11 protein-coding genes and 1 riboswitch are annotated in these 18,253 nt (G+C 35.2%); of the genes, 1 reads left to right on the top strand and 10 read right to left on the bottom strand.

What is annotated here, in order from left to right:
• Window positions 1–13 precede the first annotated feature (13 nt).
• Entirely contained in the window at window positions 14–2,923 is a 2,910-nt protein-coding gene (locus BA768_RS07720) for a SusC/RagA family TonB-linked outer membrane protein (RefSeq protein WP_065720310.1), read from the bottom strand.
• An 83-nt stretch (window positions 2,924–3,006) separates the two neighbouring features.
• Window positions 3,007–3,105: riboswitch (SAM riboswitch) on the bottom strand.
• Between the two features lie 312 nt (window positions 3,106–3,417).
• Between BA768_RS07720 and BA768_RS07715 the strand changes: the two genes are divergently transcribed.
• Entirely contained in the window at window positions 3,418–3,825 is a 408-nt protein-coding gene (locus tag BA768_RS07715; protein ID WP_065720309.1) for a type II 3-dehydroquinate dehydratase, read from the top strand.
• 133 nt (window positions 3,826–3,958) lie between these two features.
• Here BA768_RS07715 and pckA read toward each other — a convergent pair whose 3' ends face one another.
• The 9 genes from pckA to BA768_RS07670 form a co-directional block, all read right to left on the bottom strand.
• A complete protein-coding gene (gene pckA / locus BA768_RS07710) occupies window positions 3,959–5,575 on the bottom strand; it encodes a phosphoenolpyruvate carboxykinase (ATP) (protein ID WP_065720308.1) in 1,617 nt (538 codons plus the stop codon).
• A 128-nt stretch (window positions 5,576–5,703) separates the two neighbouring features.
• Window positions 5,704–6,609 (bottom strand): GYDIA family GHMP kinase, encoded by a 906-nt coding sequence (locus BA768_RS07705; RefSeq protein WP_065720307.1) that lies wholly within the window; start codon window positions 6,607–6,609, stop codon window positions 5,704–5,706.
• An 11-nt stretch (window positions 6,610–6,620) separates the two neighbouring features.
• A complete protein-coding gene (fabD, locus tag BA768_RS07700; RefSeq protein WP_034677953.1) occupies window positions 6,621–7,496 on the bottom strand; it encodes an ACP S-malonyltransferase in 876 nt (291 codons plus the stop codon).
• Between the two features lie 54 nt (window positions 7,497–7,550).
• Window positions 7,551–9,272 (bottom strand): LysM peptidoglycan-binding domain-containing protein, encoded by a 1,722-nt coding sequence (locus BA768_RS07695; RefSeq protein WP_065720306.1) that lies wholly within the window; start codon window positions 9,270–9,272, stop codon window positions 7,551–7,553.
• 37 nt (window positions 9,273–9,309) lie between these two features.
• The gene (gene bshC, locus BA768_RS07690) at window positions 9,310–10,896 is read right to left on the bottom strand and encodes a bacillithiol biosynthesis cysteine-adding enzyme BshC (protein WP_065720305.1); all 1,587 of its coding nucleotides are present in this window, start codon (window positions 10,894–10,896) and stop codon (window positions 9,310–9,312) included.
• Window positions 10,897–10,908: 12 nt separating this feature from the next.
• The gene (locus BA768_RS07685; protein ID WP_065720304.1) at window positions 10,909–12,849 is read right to left on the bottom strand and encodes a putative porin; all 1,941 of its coding nucleotides are present in this window, start codon (window positions 12,847–12,849) and stop codon (window positions 10,909–10,911) included.
• A gap of 90 nt (window positions 12,850–12,939) precedes the next feature.
• Window positions 12,940–13,734, bottom strand: coding sequence for a hypothetical protein (locus tag BA768_RS07680; protein WP_065720303.1), 795 nt, complete (start codon window positions 13,732–13,734; stop codon window positions 12,940–12,942).
• A gap of 18 nt (window positions 13,735–13,752) precedes the next feature.
• The gene (locus BA768_RS07675) at window positions 13,753–15,270 is read right to left on the bottom strand and encodes a RagB/SusD family nutrient uptake outer membrane protein (RefSeq protein WP_065720302.1); all 1,518 of its coding nucleotides are present in this window, start codon (window positions 15,268–15,270) and stop codon (window positions 13,753–13,755) included.
• Window positions 15,271–15,291: 21 nt separating this feature from the next.
• Window positions 15,292–18,153 (bottom strand): SusC/RagA family TonB-linked outer membrane protein, encoded by a 2,862-nt coding sequence (locus BA768_RS07670; protein ID WP_065720301.1) that lies wholly within the window; start codon window positions 18,151–18,153, stop codon window positions 15,292–15,294.
• Between the last annotated feature and the right edge of the window lie 100 nt (window positions 18,154–18,253).

The following is an 18,253-nucleotide window of genomic DNA, read 5'->3' as shown; positions in this document are numbered from 1 at the left end:
TTTTATTTAAATGTTAAAGCGTTGCCTGTAAACCGAAAGTGATTGTTCTCATCGCAGGATAACGGTAATACGTTGTTCCGTCCAGGGTCTGTTCCGGATCCATTCCTTTGTGCTTGTAGAAGGTTAAAAGATTTTCTCCCTGTACATACAATCTGAATTTCTTCACGCCCCATCTTTCAAAATATTCAGTCGGAAGCGTGTAACCTAAGCTCATATTTTTCACTCTTGCATACGTTCCGGAATATAAAAATCTTGACGATGCTGAAGTCCAGTTGTTGGTTGTTGTGCTCAAAGCAGGGACGTCTGTGTAAGGATTTTCGGGTGTCCATCGGTTCAGCATCTCTGAACTCCAAGCTCTTCCTGCAGCACTTCCGTTATGCATAATCATCGTATAGTCGGTATCTAAAATTTTACCACCGATACTAAAAGTCACCAATGTTGAAAAATCGAAGTTTTTATACGCTAAACTGGTCGTTAGACCTCCCATTACTTTCGGAAGTGATGAACCTTGCAATGTTTTTGTAGCTTTTGCGTATTCTGAGGTTGTTCCTTCTACCGTATTTCCGTTGGCATCTGTTGTGATTGTTTTCCAAAGCGGGTTTCCATTGCTTGGATCTACTCCTGCCCACTCAGGAATGAAGAAATCATAGATGGATCCTCCGACTTGCAACAATTTCGTTCCACTTACGATGGAACCTTTTGGAAGTTTGGTTATTTTGTTATTTAAAGTGCTTAAATTAAGGTCAATATTCCATTCAAAATCTTTCGTTTTAATGGGTGTTGTGAATAATGAAAACTCAAAACCTGTATTTTTCAGCTCTCCAATATTCGCCTGAAATCCACTAAAGCCCAACGACGGAGCTAAAGGCATATCAAATAGAAGATCCTTGCTTTTTCTTTGGAAATATTCGACGTTACCTTTAATTCGGTTATTTAAAATTGCAAATTCCAATCCTACATTTAGGTTTAAATTTGTTTCCCATTTCAAATCGGGCGTTGGTAATTTACTTGCAACCGTTCCGCCTTCACCTAAATTGTTATAAAAAGCATACAAACTTTGGTATGCATAATAGGTACTCAGCTTGTCATTTCCCTGACCTCCGTAACTTGCACGAAGCGTTAATTGATTAAAGAAATTCAGTTTTCTGATGAAATCTTCATTGGAAGCTTTCCAGGAACCGCCAACTGACCAGAATGTTCCCCATCGATTCTCCGGAGAAAATCTGGAAGAACCATCCGCTCTCACCGATCCGGAAACGAAATATTTATTCTGATAATCATATTCCGCTTTTCCTAAATAACTCAGCAAACCTAATTTATCACTGTTCCCACTGAAACTTCCTAACAAAGCTGCAGCATCCGGCTCATAATAATATGGCAGTGAAAACTGACTTCTGTTTCCGGAAATCGTCTGGTATTCGTAATGATAAAATTCCTGACCACCCAAAACATTGATGTGATGCTGACCGAATTTTTTATCGTAGGTTAAAATATTACTCGTTGTATAAGAAAGCGTTCTCGAATTGGTTTTGGTGACAGAACCTCCGATTTCAGAGCCTTCGCCTAATAGTGGATTGGTATAATAATGACCGTTATAATTCAGTAAATCAACAGAAAAATTAGTTCTGAATTTTAATTCCGGTAAGAAAGTAAATTCTGCAAAACCCTTTCCTGAAAAGTTATCTTCACGGTTTTCGTTCTTGTCTAAAGGTAAGGTCGCTGCTGCATTTTGATTCTGTAAAGCACTTGTCGGTCGGTATTTTCCGAAGTCATAGATGTAATTTCCACCTGCATCCAATTTGTAGCTTCCATCCGCATTTCTTTCATAATAAGGATAAAATGACGGAATCACTCTCGCCGCATTGATGATATTGTCCGTTCTGGAATCTGATGAAGGCGGTGCTTCCTGAAGACTGTTGGTATAGGCTAAATTTGCTCCGACATTCAACCACTTTTTCACTTCAGAATTGATTTTTAATCTTGAGCTGTATTTTCTGAAACCTGAGCCAATCGCAATTCCTTTATCATCGAGATATCCCAAAGAGAAAAAATAATTGCTCTTTTCGTTTCCACCGCTGAAATCCAAATCCACTTGACTACGTGAAGCAACTCGCTGTAAAATATCTCTCCAGTCATCGTTCCACAAAGGAGTTGCGCCAGACAAAAGTTTGCCATCTGTACCCACAGGTTTTTCAAATTTTGAACCGTAAGGATTGATGCCTAAAGCATTAACCAGATTATCAGTCGCCATCTGCGCAGCCTGCTGAGAAGAAACCTGACTCGATTTATAGCCATTCCTCAAAGCTTCCCAATACAACTGGAAATACTGGTCTGTATTTACCTGTTCATAATCTTTTACTGCTCTACTCGAGAAACCCTGGCTTATATTAAAGTTTACTCTTGCTTCGCCATTTTTACCGGATTTTGTGGTAACAATAATGACACCATTTGCTCCTCTGGAGCCGTACAATGAACTCGCTGTGGCATCTTTCAAAACGCTGATTGACTCAATATCATTTGGGCTTATAGAGTTGATATTTCCGTCAAAGGGCATTCCGTCAACCACGAATAATGGGTTGCTTGATGCACTTACAGAACCGATTCCACGGATTCTGATGGAAGCTGTAGAACCCGGCTGCCCCGAAGAACTTACCGCCTGAAGACCGGGCACCTGCCCTTCCAAAGCTTTTGTGATATTGGTAACGGGTCTGTTGTTGATTTTTTCGCTCGAAATTGTTGCTACAGAACCTGTATAACTTGTTTTCTTAGCTTTTCCGTAAGCCACTACTACCACTTCATCAATCTCTTTTTCCCGAAGAGTGTCTTTTTTAGTTTCCTGTCCGTTCACATTCGCAATCCCGAAGAAAAATGCGGCAACGGGTGGAATCCAAATTTTAGAATTAATTAAATTTTTGCTAATCATAATCCATTTTATTTACTGCTAATTAAAATTTAGCCTTTTATAAAAAAGACAGCAAACAGCATCAATAATCATGATTAACACTTTGCTCATCTTTCCTTTTTCAAGGCTGAATGTAACACCTTGCACAGTGCAGGTTGTTAAGATTTCTTTGGGTCAGTTCCCTCCATCTTTCTTTATAAGCCGTTGCAAATCTAAAAACAAAAAGTCTACAAAACAAGTAGACTTTAAAATTTTGAATATAAATTTTATAAAAATTAACGTAATTTTATTTTAAAAACGTCAATTATAGACAGTTATAAAAATGTTAAATTTTCAAATATGAGAAATATCATTAAAAATAATGTAATGATAAAATTGAGATTTAAATGTAATTTAGATTATCATTTAAAAGAATATTGAAATAACTTAATATGTTTCTACAAGTTCTCGATACATTTTCTAAATTTCATTTCGAAAAATACTCGAACTGATTCAAAAACTTTTAATTTTATAGCATGAAAGTTTTAATTGTAAACGGCCCGAATCTGAACTTGTTAGGTACAAGAGAACCAGAAATTTACGGAACAACTTCAATGGAAGATTATCTGGAAAATTTAAAATCTGAATTTTCTTCCCATGAAATTCAATATTATCAGTCAAATATTGAAGGAGAATTGATTAACAGACTCCAGCAGGATGATTTTGATGCGTTGGTTGTTAATCCGGGAGCTTTTACGCATTATTCTTATGCGATTGCAGATTGTTTAAAAAACATTCAGAAGCCGAAAGTGGAAGTTCACATCAGCAATATTTATAAAAGAGAAGAGTTTCGGCAGAAATCTGTGACAGCAACAAATACTGATGCAGTATTATCAGGTTTTGGAATGGAGGGATATCGATTGGCTATTTTGAGTTTGAAGTAATTCCCACAGATATCACGGATTTAAACAGATGATTGCGTAAAACTTTCTCTTGCAGATTTTAGGGATTACGCAGATTACTTCATGATAAAATAAAAAAAGGCTCATCAAATTGATGAGCCTTTCTTCACTATTTCTAAATGGTCTGTTCCTGCAATTGAGGACCAGAAGCAATCAGCTTTTTGGCTTCGTCATTACCGCAGTACTGCTCGAAGTTTTTGATATATTTTGCAGCAAGATCTTTTGCTTTTTCTTCCCATTCTGCAACATCACTGTAGGTTTCTCTTGGATCAAGAATACCTTCAGAAACATTTGGCAATGTCTTCGGAATCTCAAGATTCATAATTGGAAGAGTAGTTTTCTCAGCATTTTCGATTGATCCGTCGATGATCGCATCAATAATTGCTCTTGTATCTTTTAATGAAATTCTCTTTCCGGTACCGTTCCAACCAGTATTTACCAAATACGCTTTTGCACCATGCTCTTTCATTTTCCCGATTAATGTTTTAGAATACATTGTTGGGTGTAATGTAAGGAATGCTTCACCAAAAGCCGGAGAGAATGATGGTTCAGGTTCTGTAATTCCTCTCTCTGTACCTGCTAATTTTGAAGTATATCCGCAAAGGAAGTGGTATTGAGCCTGATCTTCATCTAAAATTGAAACCGGAGGCAACACTCCGAAAGCATCAGCAGAAAGATAAACAATCTTGCTCGCATGACCAGCTTTTGAAGGCAAAACGATTTTGTTGATATGGTAGATCGGGTAAGAAACTCTCGTATTTTCTGTGATAGAACCATCAGTATAATCGGCAATACCGTTATTTACAACAACATTTTCAAGAAGCGCATCTCTCTTGATGGCTCTAAAAATATCCGGTTCTTTTTCTGCTGACAAATCAATTACTTTAGCATAACATCCACCTTCATAGTTGAAAACTCCGTTGTTATCCCAACCGTGCTCATCGTCTCCAATTAAATATCTTTTAGGATCTGCAGACAAAGTTGTTTTTCCCGTCCCTGAAAGTCCGAAGAAAAGAGCAACATCTCCCTCCTCTCCTACGTTTGCAGAGCAGTGCATTGAAGCCATACCTTTTAATGGAAGGTAATAATTCATCATTGCAAACATTCCTTTCTTCATTTCTCCACCATACCAAGTTCCTCCGATAATCTGAAGTTTTTGAGTAAGGTTGAACATCACAAAATTTTCAGAATTTAATTCCTGCTCTTCCCAGTTTGGATTGGTTGTTTTTGAACCATTGATCACTGTGAAATCCGGCTCACCGTAATTTTCTAAATCGTAATGAGAAGGTCTGATGAACATATTTGTAACGAAATGCGCCTGCCACGCAACTTCCACGATAAATCTTACTTTAAGTCTTGTATCTTCGTTTGTACCGCAAAATGTATCGACAACATAGATTTTTTTGGCATCAGAAAGTTGATTTAATACTAAATCTTTACAAGATTCGAAAACTTCGGGAGTTGTTGGTAAATTTACTTTACCATCCCAGAAAATAGTATCTTTCGTTACATCATCCTGTACAATATACCTGTCTTTAGGCGAGCGACCTGTGAAAATTCCTGTTTTTACAGAAACTGCACCCGATTCTGTAAGTTCAGCTTTTTCAAAACCCTGATTTTCAGGCGAAACTTCCGCTTGATATAATTCTTCGTATGAAGGATTATAAATTAATTCGTAATCTCCTTTAATCCCTAATTTTTGTAAATCCTGGATGATTCTGGCGTTTTTCATTTTACTTATATTTTCTTTTTGCTTTTTGTCGGTTTAACATAATTAATATTAACTATTTGTTAAACTTCGATAAATATAAACATATAAGCGAAAATGGCAAATAAAAAATGATTTAATTAATCAATTGACTAACAATCAATTAAACCATCCCATTCGAAAATTGTTGTAAAACCTTTTCCCCAAAAATAGTCTTCAAAGCCTTCAAATTTTGCACTCATTACAAAATCTCCGCCCCAAGCGCCTAAACTTTTGACAAATTTTGCACAATCTGCAAAAAAAAGTGATTTAACTGTAGGAATTTTAATAAAATCGGAAATATTCTGTTCATGTAACATTATTAGTTCAGAAAATTTATCTAATTCATTACACATTAAAATATTTCTTGTGAGATCAGAAAATTCATCAATCAGATTTTGAGACTTTAATTTTGACTTGTAAAGATTGATTGCTTCACGGCTATCCTGCTTTTGATTAAGATGAATAAAAATCAGTTCATTTTTAAAACTTGGGTTGAAATCTACTTTCTCAAAATGTATTTCAGGTTTATTCTGAAATAATACCGCAGATTTCGCATGTGCAACAGCAATATCGTACCCGCTCCCACCTAAACTTATTGAATTCAAATGAAAAGGGTCAATTTGCGCCCACTCTGCCAAATTATTCATTAAAGTAGAGCTGCTTCCCAAACCGTAATCTGGAGGAAACTGAAGGTTTGTTTTTAAAAGATAGGTCGTTGTATTTTTAAATTTAGTTTCAGAAAGATTCTGAACATTTTGGAGAGTTTTCAGAATAAACTCTGCGCTTGAAGTAATATTGGTCTCTAAAATCTGCCAGTTTTTGTAATCAATGACAGCTTTTAACCATAATTTGTTTTGATGATAAGCTTCCCAGAAAACGATTGATTTTCCGTCATGCTTTTCTTCAAAAAAAAACTCCTGTCCTAGCTTTGTGGGTACAGCAAGGACAAGAGCTCCGTCTACAGCGAAATATTCTGAAGTAAGCATCAGCTTTCCCGGTGAATAAATTTCGCCCATTGTATTGTAATTTAGATTGCAGAAGCAGAAGCTACTTCGCTATCAATTTTCTTGATTAATCCCTGAAGTGTTTTTCCGGGACCTACTTCTACGAAATTAGTTGCTCCGTCTTTGATCATATTCTGAACAGACTGTGTCCATTTCACAGGACCTGTCAACTGAGCGATAAGATTCGCTTTAATCTGATCAGGATCTGTAACAGCAGTTGTCGTGATATTCTGATAAACAGGAATTGTTGCGTTTCTGAATTTTGTGTTCTCAATAGCAGTTGCCAATCTTTCCTGTGCAGGTTGCATTAATGGTGAATGGAAAGCTCCGTTTACCGGTAAAAGCAATGCTCTTTTTGCGCCTGCTTCTTTTAATTTTGCGCAAGCTTCTTCTACTGCAGCCGTTTCTCCGGAAATCACCAATTGCCCGGGACAGTTATAATTTGCAGGAACAACAACTCCACTGATTGATGCACAGATTTCTTCTACTTTAGCATCATCCAATCCTAAAATTGCAGCCATCGAGCTCGGATTGGCATCACAAGCAGCCTGCATTGCTTTTGCTCTTTCAGAAACCAGTTTCAAACCGTCATCGAAAGATAAAACTCCATTTGCCACTAATGCAGAAAATTCTCCTAAAGAGTGTCCAGCAACCATTTCTGCACCAAGACCATTTACAGCTTTCAGCGCAGCAACAGAATGTATAAAGATTGAAGGTTGTGTAACTTCAGTTTTTTTAAGATCTTCATCTGTCCCGCTAAACATAAGGGAAAGAATATCGAAACCTAAAATTTCATTGGCAGATTCCATCAGATCTTTGATGTCTTTACGGGAATCGTACAGCTCTTTTCCCATACCTACAAACTGTGATCCCTGCCCAGGAAATACAAGTGCTTTCATTTATTTATTTAAAAATTAATACAAATATTTAGTTTAATATACCGTTCCTGAAAATTAAGGAACCAATCTGATCACACGGAAACCAGTGTTTACATAAGCTCCGTTTGATTTAGATTTTACAAATTCAAACTTGGTAGCAAGCTGGGTCTGAACTTTATTGATCTGTTTAAAGATTTCGCCTTTTTTGTTTTCTCTTGTCAACATATCGTTAACAACGTCGAAACCAATTACAGCATATTTGCCAGGAACTTTACAATATTTTGCTTTGTAAGCCGCTAAAATTTCTTTTTCAAAATTGCCATCCGTGTTAATCTTTCTGTCCATCAGATAAACAAGACTTGCCTGACTTAGTTCGTCAACTTTTTTCTCGAAGCTCGGAACAGCATACATACTGAAGGCTTTCACCCCCTGAACTTCTTTAGACAAAGCAATAACTTTACTAGAAAAAGCTTCCCCTACTGTATCATTATCGCTTGCTAAAATTGCAATAACGGGAGCAGACTGACCTGTCATCATATTTTGATCCAACTGAATATCAGATGCAGAAGATACAATACTTACATGTGCATTTTTAACATTTTTTTCAAGACTAGACTTCAGATAATTCGCATTATCTTTTTTCGAATCTGCAAGAATATATATTTTCTGATCAGAATAAACCGATTTTACTTCTTCCGCAATTTTATCGGCATAAGTCTGGTCGTTCGTTTCAACGATAATCAGGTTGCTGTAGTTGTATAATTCCGGAGAGTTTGCAAAAGGAGCGACCACAGGAATTTTCTGAGTTTTTGTAAAATCTAAGAGATCAATGACATTTGACTTGAAAAATGGCCCGATAATTAAATCGGTATTATTTGGATTGATTTGAGACAAAGAACTCTTGAATGAATCTTCATTTCCCGAATCAACAATTTTTATATCTAATTTTTGTCCTCCGGCAGCATTCCTTTCAATCGCTAGTTTAGCACCTGTAAGAAAATCAGTTGCCATAGCACGATATTGTGTTTGCCCTGTATTGTAACCGAAAGGTAACATTAGAACCACACTTAAAGCATCACCATTCTTTTTAATGTATGCTGCGTCAAGTTTTCTGATCTTTAAAACCATTCCGGCTTTTAAACCTTTTGCTAAATCGGGATTTAATGCAATCAGTTCATCAATGGTAACCCCAAATTTATTGACGATTGAAAAAACAGTATCTCCTGATTCTACAGTGTAAGTAGCATATTCATCCTGACCTGAGTGGGAATTTGAAGCTGAAGATCTTTCGTTTCCTGAATCAATTTTAGTTTTAGTATTTGATGCAGAAGCAGGTTCCACAGGCGTTGTTTCAACAGGTTTTGTTGTAGCTACAGTTTGATTTCCGCCATATTTTTTTATGCTTTCAAGAGGCAACGTGATTTCGTCACCGATCTTGGTATGAGAATCCAGATCAGGATTTAATTTTCTTAGATCCGTTTCAGAAATTCTGTATTGTTTTGTAATACCGTAAATAGTTTGTTTTGGCTGAAGAATAATTTTACCTGTTTGTGCAGAAGTAGGTGTAACAGGTGTTTTTGTAGTGGAATTACTACCCCCTTTTACATTAACAACATCACCAATGGCAAGTTTTCCTTCTTTAACTTTAGGATTTAACTTGAATAGCTCATCTACAGAAATTCCGTATTTCTTAGAAATATTGTATGGAGTATCCCCTTTTATAACCGTGTGTGTTTTCTGAGCAGACAAGCTCAAAAACATACATAAACCAGATAGTACAAAAAACCTCTTAATCATTTTCGATATTATAAGTTACAAAAATACTTCTTTAAAATTAAATGGCAACAATTATTAATTTTGAATCTTCCACAACCATTTCTTCCAGACAAAATTCTATCCACGAATAGCCTAAGTCTGCAAAAAACACAGAGAAATTAAAAATTCTTTCCTGCCATGTTTTAGAAGGATGGACGTCTAAAAATAAATTTTCAAGACGCTCCAATAATTCGCTTTGCTTGATTTTCTCAGCTCTAAGAAGCCTCTTTTTCATTCTTTCGAAAGACTTTAGCTGTCTTACTTCTTCAGCTTTTACCAGATTTCCAAAAGATTGCTCTGTCGTTTCAGCTACATTTTTCAATTCTGAAAACTGTCTTGTGAGAAGATTTTCTTTTTCATTAAGCAAATTAAGAATTTCATTGTTATCTAAAATCTTATTGTTGGTAATTTTAGTGAAATTCTGGAAAAAATCTTCCATTTTTAAATCCAGCTTAGCCATTTTACCTAATATTTTTTCTTTTAAAAACAACATTGAGTTTCTGGGAATTAAAATAGGAAAAGGTAAATTTATTTCAGAAAAATAATCTTTCAGTTCCAGCCAATACATGATCTCAGCATTTCCTCCGATATAAGCAAGGTTTGGCAAAACCATTTCCTGATAAACAGGACGCATAAGTGCATTCGGGCTGAATTTTTCCGGAAAGTTTTCAAGCTCAGTCAGAATTTCTTCTTCGGTAAACTGAATATTTTTATCGACCACAAAATATTTTTCACCGTCAAAATCTATCCGGTCTCTGGTTTCAGAAAGATAAAAAAGGTTTATTTCACGAGGGTTTACTTGAACTTTACCGTATTTCTCAGTCAGAAAATCTACTTTCGCTTTTGAATTTTGGTGTAGGCTAAAATTTTGAAGCTCGTCTTTAAAAACATCTTTCATCTGATTTTTTAAAGCTTTTGAGTCGCCGTCTAAAATTAACAGACCAAAGTCACTAAACAATCGGTTTACAAGCGTCTGAATTGCTTCCGTTAAAGTATTTCCGGTTTTATACGCTTCTTTCAGCATTAAAATCAGTTCAGTTCCGAAAATAGAATCTTTGAATTCTTTTTCAAATTCTGAAATGAAAAAGGTATCATTGATTTGAATTCTTCCTACAGCACTTCCGGATTTCTCGTTGATCTCGTAGTAATTATTCTCTGTTTTAAAATGATTAATCTCAGCAAAATCATGGTCTTCAGAAGCCATCCAATATACCGGAATAAAATTAAAGTCCGGGAAATTCTGCTGTAAATATGAGCAGGTTTTTATTGTCTGGAGAATCTTATATACGAAAAACACAGGTCCTGAAAAAAGATTCAGCTGATGCCCAGTTGTTATCGTAAATGTATTTTTTTGTTTTAAATTCTCTAAATTTTCTGATTGTTTTTTTGAAATCGTAAAATCAGAAAGCTGAGATTTAAGGGTCTCAACGAGAATTTCTCTTTTCTCTGATGAGAAAGAATTTTGTTTTGAATGAATTTGTCTTGCAAAATTTTCTAACGAAAAAGTATAGTTTTCGAAACCTTTTATCTGATGATTCAGAAAATCTTTTACCAGTTGCGGTATGCTTTCAATCTCGTTAAATGCTATTTTATTTATTGTTTTCAACCTGATTTTATTTTAGTTGAACAGATACCAAACAATTCCTATATTCAGTCTGAAATCGTAGACCGGATAATGTGGAAATGCATAAGCTTTATTATGAGAAATAAGTGTTCCCATTTGTTGTCCTTCGATGAAGAAAAACATTTTCTTCACTTTCATATTAAAGTAAAGATCTGCAATCGGCTGTCCACCGATCGAGAATGAGTCTGCGCTTGGCAAGATATATTCGTTAAGAATCGGAAAATATTCTCTCGTTGCAAATTCTGAAAAGTAATACACTTTTACACCTGCCTGAATTTCCGCAGCATTTTTGAAAGCTTTAGACTGGAAAAACAAATTGGCTCTTCCAATTATAGAAGGCATTGGAAGCAAATCTTTATTGGTTAAAGCATTTTGAAACTGTAATCTTGTATTTAAATGAAACTTGCCATAGCTGAATGTAGCATCACCACCGATCTGAGAAATATTTAAAGAACTTGCGCTTTGTCTTGGCATTGCAGCCATATCAAAATACGTATAGTTCTCAATTCTAAAATAATTGGCAAACAATTCGGTTTTGAACCATTTCAGATTTAAGCTTCCTCCCACTTCCATAACCGACTGGTTTTTTGCGTCAGAAAGAAAGTAGTTATAATTATTGTAAACAGAAGTATTTGCAAGATAATTAAATGACGGATATGCACTTTGAAAATTCAGTTTTGCATTGACAAAATAATCTTTTACGGGTTCAAATTTCACGTTGTTTGTCGATTTGAGATAATCTCCGAACTGACTTCCTTTAGATATTTCTAAAAATGAATTTACCTGGAACTTATCAAATAGTTTAATCTGAAGATTTCCTACCGCTCCTAATCTGTTTTCTTTAATCTCATTTGGAATTTCTAGAACCGGCAAAGTAATATCGGTAACTCCGAATTTTAACATCTGATATCTAATTCCTGCATCTAATTTGAATTTTTCATTATCGAAAACCAAATTTAATGTGTTACTAAAATTGTTTGAGTATTTTTTAGTTTGAAGTGGGAATCCGTTTACTAATTCTGCAGATGTTGAATACCAATATTCTTCAGGCGCATCCTGACCATAATAATATTTGTTCCCCTGATTAAAAAGGGTATGTCTTATTCTAAAAGGAAATTTTTCAGAATTGAAAGGTGTAAACTGATGACTTAAATAATATCTTCTGTATGAAAATTGCGAACTTGAAGATGCTAAATTAACTTGCGCATTCTGCCTGTTCCTGAATTGCCTGTTACCCGACTGAAAGAGATCATCGTTGATGATTCCTCCATTTTCCTGATTGTTTACGTTTTGATGAAGGTAGTGCGCAAACAATTCGTAGTTTCCGCTTTTTGAGGTATAATGACCGGAAAATAAAGTGTTGTTATTTGAGGCTAGAGAATTTCTGTAAAATCCCTGCGAACGCAATCCCATATAATCAAGCGAAAAATTGAATCTTTTACCAATATTTTGGGTGTATGTAGACTGCAAAGCAGCACCATTTCTCATTGCCGTATGATAGATGAAAGCAGCGGTAGGTGTTTTTACATCATAATATTTTACATCGTTAATTCCTAAAATTCCGTACGACTTGTTTGTAGGAAGTAATGCCAGATTCTGTTCAGCATTCACTTCATAAGACAAAGGATTAAATCCCGAACCAATATTCGCAAACTGTACCTTTCCGAAATTATCTCTGTTGTTGTACTGCGAAAAAATATACGTTTTATTAAACGTCATCGCCGTATCAAAAACTTTTTTTTCAGAAAACTGTGTCTGATACTGATAATCATTAATAGTTGGTTTAAAAATCTTTAAAGAATCTTTTGTTCCGGAATCAATGATCAGTGTATCTTTCATTTTCTTCTCCAACATATTGGAGTCAGTCTTGTTGACAATAACCTGAGCCTTAACAAAAGAGGTAAGAAAAAATATGATGAGAAAGGAATATTTCATTTATTTTTATTGTAAGGCAAAAATAAGAAATAAAAGGAAATAAAAAACCCCGTCGTTGGACGGGGTTATATTAATAATAAAATTTACTTATTAGTTGAGAGGAGGCCAATTACCATTTGATTTAGTCAAAGTAGTTGTAGCATATTCTCCGTATGAAGTTGTCCACTTAAATGTTAATTTATTACCATTTACAACAACATCAGAAATAGCCCAAGTATCACCATATTGTAGATTAGCTCCGGTAAAAGAAAGCGTATTACATTGATCTACAAGTCTAATTCCAGTTGAAACTGGTGCATAACCTGACCATACTGAATAAGCCCCAAAGCTAGAATCAGAAATCGTATATTCATTACCCGTTGCATTAGCAGTAAGGGTAACATTACCAGTTACAGGACCCGGTACAGGAGCTAATCCTGGAGCAAATGCATTAACCGTTGAATATTGATAAGTACCTGCTAAAGCGGAAGTACAAGCAAAATTAACTTTAACTTCTTGATTAAATGCTGCTCTAGGTAATGTTGTGTTATTCATTGTAAAAACAGCATTCTTTTTTGCAACCGCAGCGGCTTTCGTTACATTAAGCTTGAAATAACTTCTAGCAGTTCCATCTTTTAAAATATCTGCACCTTGTACAATTGTAAAATCAGTCCCTAATACAGCAGTCGACTTAGCCTGATCAAACACTAATGTAACATTATGATCACCTCCTACAGCTTTCGTTACACCATAAGGCAGCATATAATCACCATCTGGTGCAGTCAGCGCTCCTTTTTCAAAATGCAATAAAGAATCACCGTCAAAGTATATCTGTTCTTCATCTTTACATGAATTGAAAACAGAAAGTAACGTGATAATTGTGAATATACTTAATAATTTTTTCATTTTTTAATTTTTAGTTAATTAATAACCAGGATTCTGTTGAATAGTAGGATTACCATTAAGTTCCGCAGATGGAATAGGTAATGTAAATCTGTAATCAGTTACTGGAAGTGTTAAAGGAGTAGAAGCGTTTGTATCATCAATAGCATTTCTGTCAATACTAACACCAGCTTCTGTACCTAATCTTTTCAAATCCAAGTAACGATGTCCTTCAAAACTAAATTCAGCTCTTCTTTCTGCCAATATATCCTGTAAAGCAGCAGCCTTAGATGCATAAACTGGTAAAGCAACAGGAGCAAGATAGTTTCTAGCATCTCTTACACTTTTAACTAAAGCTGCAGCAGCTGAATACCCTGCTGGAGTCTGCGCTTCACATTCAGCAAGAATTAAGATCATTTCTGAAATTCTGAAAACCTTAACATCATTTCGTAATGGTGCATTTGTTTTACCCGGATATTTATCAATCACATAAACATTTGCAGTCGATGAAGGATCTATAAAAGCATATCTTCTAATATCTCCTGCTGCATTTAATCTGTTGAATAGATTGATACCCGCTGTCCATAAAGGAGAACCCGTTAAACTTGTATTATTAGTAGTGTAAATAGCAGCAATGTTACCGCCTGTTCCACCAACTGGTCTACTTAAAGAGAAGATAACTTCTGAGTTAGGAACTACAACATCAGCCCAAATTCTTCTATAAGGATTTGTTGGTGCCAAAGAATAAAATTGAGTATTCCAAGTTGCAGACCCAGGTGTTCCAGCCGGAATTGGAGTTGCAGGAGCTAAAGTAACACCAGAATTATTGATTACATCTTGAGCATATTGCTTAGCTAATGTGTAATTTTTTCTATATACATACATTCTTGCACGCATTGCATTAATTACATTCTTATTAATAAAATAAGGAGCTGCATGAGTTGCGGGTGGTGTAAGATTATTCTCAGCAAATGCAAGATCAGACTCTACCAAAGCCCATATTGCACCATTGTTACTTCTAGGCAATTGATCCTGAATACCAGGAACCTCGGTAGTTAAAATTACTCCTAAGGCATTATTATCAGCCATATTTGGTGAGAAATATGACTCCAGGTTTAAATAAGCAAATGCACGTAAAGCTCTTGCTTCAGCAAGCGCATTGTTGTACAAAGCTTGTTCACTACTGGACGGAGTAATTGTAGAAGCTGCTTTGATCAATCTATTTACACGATTTATCGTAGTGTAATTTTGTTGCCAAATAGCACTAGCATATCCATTGTCAGTTGTAGATACAAATCTAAATAGACCTTGATCCTGACCTGTATTAGAAGGACCAATCTTCAATTCGTCTGTAAAAACAGAAGAAAATTTAATTTGGTTGGAAACATCAACACTTGTATAAACGGATCCTAATAGATATTTTTCTAAATCACCAGTGGATCTAAATACTGCCTCATCATTAAGTTCTCCATCTTGTACAATTTCGATAGCATCACTACAAGACACAAAAACTGTAAAAGCGAAACATATTGGTAATATTCTATAAAATATTTTTTTCATTGTAATTAAAATTTACTGTTATTAAAAATCAATATTAGCACCAAGTGAAACGGTTTTCATATTTGGATATACTGATGTTGAAGTGGCGAACGTAGGTTCCGGATCAAATCCTTTCCATTTCGTGAATGTAAGCATATTCTCTGCTTGTACAAATACTCTAAGACCTCTAATTCCTGTATTATTAAACACATCTGCCGGAACTTTGTATCCTAAGACAACATTTTTTAGTCTGATAAATGAAGCATCTTTCAAGAATCTGTCTGAGCTACCATTAAATGCAAAATTAGAAGCAGTTAAAGACGGTACATTTGTATTCGTATTATTAGGAGTCCAAGCATTTAATAGATCTCTAGTAACATTATACCCGTTCACAGTCGTAGCATCATAAACATAGTCTAACTGATTGTCATACTTGTAAGCTCCCTGTTGATAAGAAAAATGCACATTCAAACTAAATCCTTTATATGATGAATTTAAACCAAAACCACCATTCCATTTAGGTAAGTAATTCTTTCCTGTTGCTCTGGCATCTCTGTTAATATCTGGTGTTTCAGTTACATTTCCATTAATATCTAAAAACAGAAGATTACCGTTGCTCTGATTCACACCAACATAAGGTACCATATACCATTCTGACAATTGTCCACCAACCACATTTCTTATACTTCCTGTAACTTGATCTTGTGTTAATGATGTTAACTTACTTTTATTGTAAGCAGTGTTTGCATATACGCTAAATTCAAAGTTTTCATTTCTAACAAAGGTATATTTTAAGCTAGCTTCCACACCTTGGTTTTGTAATCCCCCATTATTACCGTTAATCGAATAAAGAGAAGTGATTGCAGAAACATTAATTGGGTTAAATAGTTTATCTGTTGATTTTCTATAAAAGTCTAAGCTACCTTCTAACTTTCTATTCATAAACATGAAATCTAAACCAACATTGAATTGGCTTACTTCTTCCCATTGAATGTTCGGATTAGCAATAATTCCCGTATAATAGGATGAATTATTATTGTTATAACCTAATCCTACAGTATTTGTATCCCTTACCAAGTTAGTTCCTACTAACATTGGATTTGTACCAGGAGTAGCTGATATAACGTTCGCATTACCGTTCGTACCGTAAGAAGCTCTAAGCTTCAACATATCAATTTTTGAACCTTCCATGAAGCTTTCTCTGTCAATATTCCATCGACCTGAAACAGACCAGAAAGTCGCCCATTTATTGTCCCCAACAAATCTGTAGCTCGCATCCCGTCTGATAACTCCGGAAACACCATATTTATCTGCATAGTCATATTCTAAAGTGCCAAAATACGCTAATGAACCAGCTGTAACTTTTTGTGTAAGGTTTGAAGGTCTATAAAGGTTAGGTGTTGCAGGATTAAATGCAACCCAACCAGTACCAGCTCCGAATACCCAATTTAAAGGGTTTAGACCAATTTGACGCTGAGAAGTCCCTTCATAATGCACCTTCATATATTCTAAGTATGCTCCAAAATCTATGGTATGCTCTCCAAAAGACTTTCTATAACTAACATTAGAAACATTAGTAAAAGTTAAATCCACATTTTTAGCATTGTCTTCAACACCTCCAAACTCTGATCCGTCGCCTGCAGCAACTACAACAGCCAAGAAGGAATATGGAGCTCTTGCAAAAATTCTTTGGCTGTACTTATAATCAATTCCTACTCTGTTTGAAACTGTTAAATCGTCTGTAATCTTATAAGACCCAAATGCATTCCCCGTAATGCTGGTTTCACTCAACCTATTTGGCAAATTCCCTTTCAAAATATCCTCTAAGACATAGATATTTTTACCATCACCAAAGTTAGAACCAATTTGCTGAAATAAATCATAACCATTATTGAAGCTATTAGCTGGTAAATTTGGAAGACCTACAATAGAACCAAGCAAAGGATTCTGTATAACGTTAGATACAATATCATCTCTTGTTTCTTCTTCTAACTGATTTCTTTTAGAGTACGCTAAACCAATATTTGCTCCAAAATTGAACTTATTATCCTTTGATTTACCATTAAAATTATTTCTAAAAGTGAATCTTTGGAAATCAGTTGTTGGCACCACACCTTCTTGTTGCATGTAGCCAAATGATGTATAGTTATTGATATTTTGTCCACCAGCAGCTAACTGAATATCATGACTTTGAGTGATACCAGTTCTGAAGAATTCTTTTCTCCAATTGGTATCTGTATTGAACGCTGCAATTTGAGCATCAGTCATCGAAGCACCCGCACCAAGATTTGCTCGCTTTTGAATAGTAAGAATCTCTTTAGCACTCGACATATCATACTTAGTTTCCGGCAAGAAACTTGTACCTATACTAGTATTATAAGTAATATCAAATCTAGATCCATACTTCCCTCTTTTCGTATTGATTACAATAACGCCATTCGCTCCTCTATTTCCATAAATTGCTGTTGCAGCAGCATCTTTTAAAACCGATGAACTTTCAATATCATTTGGGTTCAAGTTACGGAACTGAGTTGCATTAGAAATCATCCCATCTATTACATACAAAGGATCTGACTGAGAAGATAAAGAACTAACCCCTCTGATAATAATATCAATTTTTGCAGAACCTGGAGAACCTGATGTTGAGCTCACACTCAAACCAGCTACCTCACCTTGTAATGACTGCAAAAATGAAACGTTTGGTCTATTCTCCAATCGCTCGCCATCGACTGTTACCGTCGCCGCAGTACTCTTTGGTTTAGCTTGTGTTTTACTATATCCAAGAACAACTACTTCCTCAATGTTTGTTTCTTTTTTGGGAATTGAGTCATTTTCTTGGGCCAAAACTGTTTGTCCAGTAAAGAACAGCACACCTGCCGTAAGTACACGTAATTTAACATTCATATTAACAAATTTTAATATTTTTAATGAGCAAATATGTTAATTATTTTTAACATATACAAATTTTATTTCTTTTTTTAACATTTTAAAGCAATAATAGCTT

Origin of the sequence: Chryseobacterium sp. CBo1, assembly GCF_001693475.1 — a bacterium.
Taxonomy (GTDB): domain Bacteria; phylum Bacteroidota; class Bacteroidia; order Flavobacteriales; family Weeksellaceae; genus Chryseobacterium; species Chryseobacterium formosense.
This window is presented reverse-complemented; position numbering and strand designations above follow the sequence as displayed.

Coding starts and splice junctions, on each gene's coding strand:
- BA768_RS07715 (WP_065720309.1), top strand. CDS start 3,418: ATGAAAGTTTTAATTGTAAACGGCCCGAATCTGAACTTGTTAGGTACA.
- BA768_RS07680 (WP_065720303.1), bottom strand. CDS start 13,734: ATGAAAAAATTATTAAGTATATTCACAATTATCACGTTACTTTCTGTT.
- BA768_RS07695 (WP_065720306.1), bottom strand. CDS start 9,272: ATGATTAAGAGGTTTTTTGTACTATCTGGTTTATGTATGTTTTTGAGC.
- BA768_RS07685 (WP_065720304.1), bottom strand. CDS start 12,849: ATGAAATATTCCTTTCTCATCATATTTTTTCTTACCTCTTTTGTTAAG.
- BA768_RS07720 (WP_065720310.1), bottom strand. CDS start 2,923: ATGATTAGCAAAAATTTAATTAATTCTAAAATTTGGATTCCACCCGTT.
- BA768_RS07705 (WP_065720307.1), bottom strand. CDS start 6,609: ATGGGCGAAATTTATTCACCGGGAAAGCTGATGCTTACTTCAGAATAT.
- BA768_RS07670 (WP_065720301.1), bottom strand. CDS start 18,153: ATGAATGTTAAATTACGTGTACTTACGGCAGGTGTGCTGTTCTTTACT.
- fabD (WP_034677953.1), bottom strand. CDS start 7,496: ATGAAAGCACTTGTATTTCCTGGGCAGGGATCACAGTTTGTAGGTATG.
- pckA (WP_065720308.1), bottom strand. CDS start 5,575: ATGAAAAACGCCAGAATCATCCAGGATTTACAAAAATTAGGGATTAAA.
- BA768_RS07675 (WP_065720302.1), bottom strand. CDS start 15,270: ATGAAAAAAATATTTTATAGAATATTACCAATATGTTTCGCTTTTACA.